The sequence below is a fragment of the Pseudomonas sp. SMN5 genome, assembly GCF_052041925.1.
Classification (GTDB): domain Bacteria; phylum Pseudomonadota; class Gammaproteobacteria; order Pseudomonadales; family Pseudomonadaceae; genus Aquipseudomonas.
On the sequence record NZ_JBKGGX010000026.1, the window covers coordinates 67,443 to 76,498 of the forward strand.

The following is a 9,056-nucleotide window of genomic DNA, read 5'->3' on the forward strand; positions in this document are numbered from 1 at the left end:
CTGCCCATGGCTGAAATCCTTTCGCTGCACGACGCGGTGAAGCAGTTCGTCAACGACGGCGATACCGTCGCGCTCGAAGGCTTCACTCACCTGATTCCTACGGCGGCAGGTCACGAGATCATTCGCCAGGGCAAGAAGGATCTGACGCTTGTGCGCATGACTCCCGACCTGATCTACGACCAGTTGATCGGCGCAGGCTGTGCTCGCAAGCTGATTTTTTCCTGGGGCGGCAACCCAGGCGTGGGTTCGCTGCACCGTCTGCGTGATGCCGTGGAGAAGCAATGGCCGCACCCGCTGGAGATCGAGGAGCACAGCCATGCCGACTTGGCCAATGCCTACGTCGCCGGGGCTTCGGGCCTGCCGTTCGCGGTGTTGCGGGCCTACGCCGGCTCCGACCTGCCCAAGGTCAACCCGCTGATCAAAAGCGTGACCTGTCCGTTCACCGGGGAGGTCCTGGCCGCCGTGCCGTCGGTGCGCCCGGACATCACCGTGATCCATGCCCAGAAAGCCGACCGCAAGGGCAACGTGTTGCTCTGGGGCATCCTCGGCGTGCAAAAGGAAGCCGTCCTGGCCGCCAAACGCTGCATCGTCACCGTGGAAGAAATCGTCGACGACCTGAACGCGCCAATGAACGCCTGCGTATTGCCGACCTGGGCCCTGAGCGCGGTGTGTCACGTCCCGGGCGGTGCGCACCCGTCCTACGCCCACGGCTACACCGAACGTGACAACCGTTTCTACCAGGCGTGGGACCCCATCGCCCGCGACCGTCAGACCTTTACTGCCTGGATCGACGAATACATCCACGGCACCCGAGACTTCAGTGAATTCCAGGCCAGGCTGGCTGCCGCCGCGGAGGCGAAACAATGACGTACTCCACCAACGAAATGATGACCGTCGCCGCGGCCCGTCGCTTGAAAAACAACGCAGTGTGCTTTGTCGGCATCGGCCTGCCGTCGAAAGCCGCCAACCTGGCTCGGCTGACCTCGTCACCCGATGTTGTGCTGATCTACGAGTCCGGTCCGATCGGTGCCAAGCCCAGCGTCCTGCCGTTGTCCATCGGTGACGGTGAGCTGGCGGAAACCGCCGACACCGTGGTGCCGACTGGTGAGATTTTTCGCTATTGGTTGCAGGGCGGGCGTATCGACGTCGGTTTCCTCGGCGCGGCGCAAGTCGACCGTTTTGGCAACATCAACACTACCGTAGTGGGCGACTATCATCAGCCGAAAGTCCGCCTGCCGGGGGCCGGTGGTGCGCCGGAAATCGCCGGTTCCGCCAAGAGCGTGCTGATCATCCTCAAGCAGTCGGCCCGTTCGTTTGTCGACAAGCTGGATTTCATCACCTCGGTCGGTCACGGCGAAGGCGGCGATTCACGCAAACGCCTCGGGCTACCGGGCGCAGGTCCCGTGGGCATCATCACCGACCTGTGCATCATGGAACCGGAGGCCGGCACCCATGAATTCGTGGTCACTTCGCTGCACCCCGGCGTGACCCGGGAGCAAGTCATTGCTGCCACCGGGTGGGCGATCCGTTTCGCCGACCAGGTGCAAACCACGGCCGAGCCGACCGAAGTGGAGCTGCGCGCCTTGCGCGACCTGGAAGCTCGCACCGCAGCGGCCCACGGCCAGGCACCGGGAGAGGCGTGATGCGCGACGTATATATCTGTGATGCGATTCGGACCCCCATCGGCCGCTTCGGCGGCGGCTTGTCCGGTGTGCGCGCCGATGACCTGGCCGCGGTGCCGATCAAGGCGCTGATGGAGCGCAACCCGTCGGTGGACTGGAGCGCGGTGGACGAGGTGTTCCTCGGTTGCGCGAACCAGGCCGGCGAAGACAACCGCAACGTTGCGCGCATGGCACTGCTGCTGGCGGGCCTGCCGGAAAGCATTCCCGGCGTGACCCTCAACCGCCTCTGCGCGTCGGGCATGGACGCCATCGGCACCGCTTTCCGCGCCATCGCCAGCGGCGAGATGGAATTGGCGATTGCCGGCGGCGTGGAATCGATGTCCCGCGCACCTTTTGTGATGGGCAAGGCCGACGCCGCGTTTTCGCGCAACATGAAATTGGAAGACACCACCATCGGCTGGCGCTTCATCAATCCGCTGATGAAAGCCCAGTACGGGGTGGACGCCATGCCGCAGACCGCGGACAACGTGGCTGACGACTACGCGGTCTCCCGCGCCGACCAGGACGCGTTCGCCCTGCGCAGCCAACAGCGTGCGGCAGCGGCCCAGGCCAGCGGTTTCTTCGCCGAGGAAATCGTCCCGGTGCGAATCGCCCACAAGAAAGGCGAAACCGTGGTCGAGCAGGACGAGCATCCCCGTGCCGACACTACCCTGGAAACCTTGAGCAAACTCAAGCCAGTCAACGGCCCTGACAAAACCGTCACCGCCGGCAACGCGTCGGGCGTCAACGACGGCGCGGCGGCGCTGATCCTGGCTTCGGCCGAGGCAGTGAAAAAACACGGCCTGACGCCACGCGGCAAAGTCCTGAGCATGGCCAGTGCCGGCGTGGCGCCGCGAGTGATGGGCATCGGCCCGGTGCCGGCGGTGCGCAAGCTCACCGAGCGCTTGGGCCTGGCCGTCGCCGACTTTGATGTGATCGAACTCAACGAAGCCTTTGCCAGCCAGGGCCTGGCAGTGTTGCGCGACCTTGGGCTGGCGGACGACGCGCCGCAGGTCAACCCGAACGGTGGCGCCATCGCCCTCGGCCATCCGCTGGGCATGAGCGGGGCGCGGCTGGTGCTGACCGCGTTGCATCATTTGGAAAAGACCGGCGGCAAAAAAGGCTTGGCGACCATGTGTGTCGGCGTCGGCCAGGGCCTGGCGCTGGCCATAGAACGCGTCTGACGTGTCGCACCACTAACAAGAACCGAGGAATGCTTCATGACTGACAAGCCTGGTTATCGTCGCCCTCAGGCGGGCACCCAGCCGGAGTATCTGCACCCGCCGTACCAGTCCACCAACCTGCGCTCGCCGTCCAAGCCGTTGGTGTTCTTGCCCCATTCGCTGTCGGAAATTACCGGCCCGACCGTAGGTGCCGACCGCGTGCAGGAGAAGGACAATGACCTGACCGCCCAGCATGCCGGCGAGCCCCTGGGCGAGCGGATCATCATTCATGGGCGCGTGCTGGACGAGAACGGCCAGCCGGTGCCGGGCATCCTGGTGGAGATCTGGCAGGCCAACGCCGCCGGGCGCTACCACCATGACCGCGACAAGCATGACGCGCCCCTGGACCCGAACTTCACCGGCACCGGTCGCACCGTCACCGATGCCGATGGCTGGTATCAGTTCCAGACCATCAAGCCCGGCGCCTACCCGTGGGGCAATCACCACAACGCCTGGCGCCCGGCGCATATCCATTTCTCACTGTTCGGGCCGAGTATCCTGACGCGCCTGGTGACGCAGATGTATTTTCCTGGGGATCCGTTGCTGGCCTACGACCCGATCTACAACTGCGTACCGGACACAAGCGCCAAGGAACGCCTGATCGCCAGCTTCGACCTGGAAAAAACCGTCCCTCACTACGCCCTCGGTTACCGCTGGGACATCGTCTTGCGCGGCCGCGATGCCACGCCGATGGAGAAATAAGATGACGCTCACCGCCACTACATCCCATACCGTCGGCCCTTACTATCACATCGGCCTGACCTGGCTGAACCGCGAAGACCTGACCGTTCCCCAGACCCTTGGCGAGCGCGTGGCGATCACCGGGCAGGTGATTGACGGCAACGGGGAGTTCGTCAACGACGCGATGCTGGAAGTCTGGCAGGCCAACGCCGCCGGTAAATACGCCCATCCCGAGGACGAACAGGACAAACCCCTGGACCCGCATTTCGATGGCTTCGGCCGGGTGCCGGTGGACGCCGAAGGGCGCTTTCGCTTCACCACCATCAAGCCGGGGAGCGTACCGGGCCTGAACGGCGCGACCCAGGCGCCGCACCTGGTGGTGCTGGTGTTCGCGCGTGGGCTGGTCAAGCATCTGCTGACGCGCATCTACTTCGGCGGCGAGCAGGCCAATGAAACTGATCCGCTGCTGAGCTGCGTGCCCGAAGAGCGCCGTGCGACCCTGGTGACCAAGCCTGATGCGTCGGGTGTGTACCAGTGGAATGTGGTGTTGCAGGGAACGGATGCCGAGACGGTCTTCTTCGACTACTGAGCCATGAATTTTTCTGTGGCGAGGGAGCTTGCTCCCGCTCGGCTGCGCAGCAGTCGCAAACTTGGCAACGAGGTCATCCTGATACACCGGGTCGCCTGTTTTGGGCTTGCTGCGCAAGCCAGCGGGAGCAAGCTCCCTCGCCACGGGAAACCGCAGAGCTACAGGAGAAGGGTATGAACCCTGTGGGAGCGAGCCTGCTCGCGATGACGTCAGTACAGGCAACGCCTGTCTGTGGAACGGGACTGTTACGAAGTGTGTCTAGACTTTGTCAGTCCCCAACGAGTGAATAATCCATGACCACCCCAACCAGCCACTACACCGGCGAAGAGCGCAGCAAGCGCATCTTCGCCATCGTCGGCGCTTCATCCGGCAACCTGGTCGAATGGTTCGACTTCTACGTCTATGCGTTTTGCGCGATCTATTTCGCCCCGGCATTCTTCCCGTCGGACAACCCCACGGTACAACTGGTCAACACCGCCGGGGTGTTCGCCGCCGGCTTCCTGATGCGCCCCATTGGCGGCTGGATTTTCGGCCGGGTGGCGGACCGTCACGGGCGCAAGAATTCGATGATGATCTCGGTGCTGATGATGTGCTTCGGCTCGTTGCTCATCGCCTGCCTGCCCACCTACAAGGACATCGGCGTCTGGGCGCCGGTGCTGCTTTTGCTTGCACGCTTGCTGCAAGGCCTGTCGGTGGGCGGCGAATATGGCACCACCGCCACCTACATGAGCGAGGTCGCCCTCAAGGGGCAGCGCGGTTTCTTTGCCTCGTTCCAGTACGTGACGCTGATCGGCGGTCAGTTGCTGGCGGTGTCGCTGGTGGTGATCCTGCAACAGTTCCTCAACGAAGACGAACTGCGCGCCTACGGCTGGCGGATCCCGTTCGTGGTCGGCGCGGTGGCGGCGTTGATCTCGCTGTTCCTGCGCCGTTCCCTGAAGGAAACCAGTAGCAAGGAAATGCGTGAGAACAAGGACGCCGGCAGCATCGGCGCGCTGTTTCGCGACCACAAGGCTGCGTTTGTCACGGTGCTGGGCTACACCGCCGGCGGCTCGCTGATTTTCTACACTTTCACCACCTACATGCAGAAATACCTGGTGAACACCGCCGGGCTGCATGCCAAGACCGCCAGTTACATCATGACCGGAGCACTGTTCCTGTACATGTGCATGCAGCCGCTGTTCGGCATGCTCGCCGACCGGATCGGTCGGCGTAACTCCATGCTCTGGTTCGGCGCCTTGGGGGCGTTGTGTACGGTGCCGATCCTGCTGACACTCAAGAGCATCAGCAGCCCGTTCCTGGCGTTCATTTTGATCACCCTCGCGTTGGCGATCGTTAGTTTCTACACCTCCATCAGTGGCCTGGTGAAAGCCGAAATGTTTCCACCCGAAGTGCGGGCGCTGGGGGTAGGGTTGGCTTACGCGGTGGCGAACGCGGTATTTGGCGGTTCGGCCGAGTACGTTGCCCTGAGCCTGAAAGCTCAGGGCATGGAAAATGCCTTTTACTGGTATGTCACGGCGATGATGGTGGTGGCGTTCCTGTTCAGCCTGCGCCTGCCCAAGCAACCGGCGTATTTGCATCACGACCTTTGACTCACCTGTTCACTCAAGGCTTGTTTGATTCATGTGGCGAGGGAGCTTGCTCCCGCTTGACCGGGCTGGCGCTCCAGTGCGAAGCGCTCACAAAAAGGGCTGCTAGGCAGCCCAGCGGGAGCAAGCTCCCTCGCCACAAGAGCATTCACATTCCGAAGGATTGTTTATGAACGAACGACCGGGCAATCAGCTGTTCGATGCCTACTTCACCGCCCGCGACATGCGCGAGGTGTTCTGTGACGCGGGGCGGGTCCAGGCGATGCTGGATGTCGAGGCCGCGTTGGCCCGGGCGGAGGCGCGGGTGGGGTTGATTCCCCACGGTGCGGTGGCATCGATCGAGAAAGCCTGTCGTGCCCAGCTGTACGATTTTTTAGCGTTGGGCGAAGCGATTGCCAGCGCCGGCAATTCGGCCATCCCACTGGTCAAGGCACTGGGCAAGCGCATCGCCAGCGAGGACGCCGAGGCTGAGCGTTATGTGCACTTGGGCGCCACCAGCCAGGACGTCATGGACAGCGGGCTGGTGCTGCAATTGCGTCGGGCGCTGGAATTGATCGAAGGCGAGCTGGCGCAACTGGCGGAGACCCTGGCCGGTCAAGCCGAACGCTACGCGGCCACGCCATTGGCCGGGCGCACCTGGCTGCAGCATGCGACGCCAGTGACCCTGGGCATGAAAATCGCCGGTTGGTTGGGAGCGGTCACCCGTAGTCGTCAGCGCCTGAAAGAACTCAAGCCACGCCTGCTCGTGCTGCAATTCGGCGGCGCCTCCGGAACGCTCGCCGCCTTGGGTGAGCAAGCCTTGCCCATCGCCGAGGCGCTGGCTGACGAGCTGCAACTGAACCTGCCGGAACAGCCGTGGCACACCCAGCGCGATCGGCTGGGGGAGTTCGGCGCGGTGTTGGGCTTGATCGCCGGCAGCCTGGGCAAACTGGGGCGCGACATCAGTTTGCTGATGCAGACCGAGGCCGGCGAAGCGTTCGAACCGGCGGCGCCGGGCAAGGGCGGTTCGTCCACCATGCCCCACAAGCGCAACCCGGTGGGCGCGGCGGTGTTGATCAGCGCGGCGACGCGGGTGCCGGGTTTGTTGTCGACGCTGTTCAGTGCCATGCCACAGGAACACGAGCGCAGCCTGGGCCTGTGGCACGCCGAATGGGAAACCCTGCCGGAGATCTGCTGCCTGGTGTCCGGCGCCTTGCAACAGGCTCGGCTACTGGCCGATGGGTTGGAAGTGGACGTGGCGCGCATGGCCCGCAACCTGGACCTGACCCAGGGCCTGGTGCTGGCCGAAGCGGTGAGCATCGTGTTGGCCCAGCGGCTGGGGCGCGACACGGCGCACCATCTGCTGGAGCAATGCTGCAAGCGCGCTGTCGCCGAGCAGCGACATCTGCGCGACGTGCTGGGGTGTGAGCCCCAGGTGACCGCGCAGTTGTCCGCTGCCGAACTCGACCATCTGCTCAACCCCGCCCACTATCTCGGCCAGGCCCAGACCTGGGTCGCCCGGGCGGTGGCCGAACACCTTGCCTTTAACGCCTGAAAGGAGATTGTTGTGGGATTCGTCAAACTCGCCGAGGGCGAACTGAACTATCGATTCGACGGGCCGCAAGACGCCCCGGTGCTGGTGCTCTCCAACTCGTTGGGCACCGACCTGCACATGTGGGACGAACAGGTCCCGGCGTTCAGCGAGCACTTTCGCGTGCTGCGTTTCGACACCCGGGGTCACGGCGGGTCGTTGGTCACGCAAGGGCCCTACAGCATCGAGCAACTGGGCGGCGACGTGTTGGCGATGCTCGATGCCCTGGACATCGACAAGGTGCATTTCTGTGGCTTGTCCATGGGCGGCTTGATCGGTCAGTGGCTGGGAATCAACGCGGGTGAACGCTTGCACAAACTGGTGGTGTGCAACACTGCGGCCAAGATCGGTGATCTGTCGGTGTGGAACCCGCGTATTGATACCGTGCTGCGCGACGGCCAGGCGGCGATGGTTGCGTTGCGCGATGCTTCGATTGCCCGCTGGTTTACCCCGGACTTCGCCGAGGCTTATCCAGAGAAGGCCAGGAAAATCACCGACATGCTCGCCGCCACCTCGCCCCAGGGCTACGCCGCCAACTGTGCGGCGGTGCGTGATGCGGATTTTCGTGAGCAGGTGTCATCGATCCGTGTACCGCTGCTGGTGATCGCAGGCACCGAGGATGCAGTGACACCGCCGTCGGGCGGGCATTTTATTCAAGAGCGGGTCAGCGAGGCGCAGTACGCCGAGTTTCGTGCCGCACACCTTTCCAATGTCCAGGCCGGTGCCGCATTCAGCGCGCGGGTGCTGGATTTCCTGTTCGGCGCCTGAGGAGTTTTCTGTGGACGAGAAACAACGTTACGACGAAGGCATGCAGGTACGCCGTGCGGTGCTGGGCGATGCCCACGTCGACCGCAGCCTCAATGCCCTGAGTGAATTCAATAGCGAATTCCAGGAGATGATCACCCGCCACGCCTGGGGCGACATCTGGACCCGCCCGGGCCTGCCACGCCATACCCGCAGCCTGATCACCATCGCCATGCTGATCGGCATGAACCGCAACGAAGAACTCAAGCTGCACCTGCGCGCCGCCGCCAACAACGGCGTCAGCCGCAGCGAGATTAAGGAAGTGATCATGCAGAGCGCGATCTACTGCGGCATTCCTGCCGCCAATGCCACGTTCCACCTGGCTGAGTCGGTGTGGGATGAGTTGGGCGTCGAGTCACGGACTTAAGCTTCCCGCAAAATCCCCCTGTGGGAGCGCAATACCGTCACTAAGGACGTCACCGCCCCGTGGCGAGGGAGCTTGCTCCCGCTGGAGCGCGCAGCGGTCCCAAGCTTTTGAGGCTGCTACGCCCGAACGCGTATCGGCCCAGCGGGAGCAAGCTCCCTCGCCACGACAAGTGATAAAAACTTAAGTGAACAGCATTACTGTGGGAGCGGGCTTGCTCGCGAAAGCGGTGGGTCAGTTGGCGATGATGTTGGATGTGACAAAGTCATCGCGAGCAAGCTCGCTCCCACACTGGATTCAGGGTGTTCACAGAGGCTGCGACCACCTTGGGACCCTGTGGGAGCGAGCCTGCTCGCGATAGCGGTAGTGCAGCCACCCGCGCTGCTGGCTCTTACAACAAACTGATCGGATAGCTCACGATCAACCGGTTCTCGTCAAACTCATTAGCATTGAAATCCCGGCGCATCGTCGAGTTCCGCCATTTCACATTGAGGCTTTTCAACGCGCCGCTCTGCACGGTGTACGCCAGCTCGGTTTCACGCCCCCATTCCTTACCATCGTCGACCGTCGCGGTGTGT

10 protein-coding genes are annotated in these 9,056 nt (G+C 63.3%); 9 read left to right on the forward strand and 1 reads right to left on the reverse strand.

Annotated elements, in window-relative coordinates; genetic code table 11:
- Positions 1 to 6 precede the first annotated feature (6 nt).
- The 9 genes from ACLEJR_RS22470 to pcaC all read left to right on the forward strand — a co-directional run bounded on the left by ACLEJR_RS22470 (position 7) and on the right by pcaC (position 8,481).
- Positions 7 to 867 (forward strand): CoA transferase subunit A, encoded by an 861-nt coding sequence (locus ACLEJR_RS22470; RefSeq protein WP_440816578.1) that lies wholly within the window; start codon positions 7 to 9, stop codon positions 865 to 867.
- Complete coding sequence (locus ACLEJR_RS22475) at positions 864 to 1,643, forward strand: CoA-transferase subunit beta (RefSeq protein ID WP_440799800.1); 780 nt, start codon at positions 864 to 866, stop codon at positions 1,641 to 1,643. Before ACLEJR_RS22470 ends, ACLEJR_RS22475 begins: the two co-directional genes overlap by 4 nt.
- Complete coding sequence (gene pcaF, locus ACLEJR_RS22480) at positions 1,640 to 2,845, forward strand: 3-oxoadipyl-CoA thiolase (RefSeq protein ID WP_440816580.1); 1,206 nt, start codon at positions 1,640 to 1,642, stop codon at positions 2,843 to 2,845. Before ACLEJR_RS22475 ends, pcaF begins: the two co-directional genes overlap by 4 nt.
- A 36-nt stretch (positions 2,846 to 2,881) precedes the next feature.
- The gene (gene pcaH / locus ACLEJR_RS22485) at positions 2,882 to 3,586 is read left to right on the forward strand and encodes a protocatechuate 3,4-dioxygenase subunit beta (protein ID WP_440799794.1); all 705 of its coding nucleotides are present in this window, start codon (positions 2,882 to 2,884) and stop codon (positions 3,584 to 3,586) included.
- A 1-nt stretch (position 3,587) separates the two neighbouring features.
- Positions 3,588 to 4,154 (forward strand): protocatechuate 3,4-dioxygenase subunit alpha, encoded by a 567-nt coding sequence (gene pcaG / locus ACLEJR_RS22490; RefSeq protein ID WP_440816581.1) that lies wholly within the window; start codon positions 3,588 to 3,590, stop codon positions 4,152 to 4,154.
- Positions 4,155 to 4,447: 293 nt separating this feature from the next.
- Complete coding sequence (locus ACLEJR_RS22495) at positions 4,448 to 5,743, forward strand: MFS family transporter (RefSeq protein ID WP_440799788.1); 1,296 nt, start codon at positions 4,448 to 4,450, stop codon at positions 5,741 to 5,743.
- A gap of 166 nt (positions 5,744 to 5,909) precedes the next feature.
- Complete coding sequence (locus tag ACLEJR_RS22500) at positions 5,910 to 7,274, forward strand: 3-carboxy-cis,cis-muconate cycloisomerase (RefSeq protein WP_440816584.1); 1,365 nt, start codon at positions 5,910 to 5,912, stop codon at positions 7,272 to 7,274.
- 12 nt (positions 7,275 to 7,286) lie between these two features.
- On the forward strand, positions 7,287 to 8,078 hold the full coding sequence (gene pcaD, locus ACLEJR_RS22505) for a 3-oxoadipate enol-lactonase (protein ID WP_440816586.1): 792 nt from the start codon (positions 7,287 to 7,289) through the stop codon (positions 8,076 to 8,078).
- 10 nt (positions 8,079 to 8,088) lie between these two features.
- A complete protein-coding gene (pcaC, locus tag ACLEJR_RS22510) occupies positions 8,089 to 8,481 on the forward strand; it encodes a 4-carboxymuconolactone decarboxylase (RefSeq protein ID WP_440799779.1) in 393 nt (130 codons plus the stop codon).
- Between the two features lie 388 nt (positions 8,482 to 8,869).
- Here the strand turns inward: pcaC and ACLEJR_RS22515 are convergent.
- A partial coding sequence (locus tag ACLEJR_RS22515) for an OprD family outer membrane porin (RefSeq protein ID WP_440816588.1) occupies positions 8,870 to 9,056 on the reverse strand: 187 nt, incomplete at its 5' end.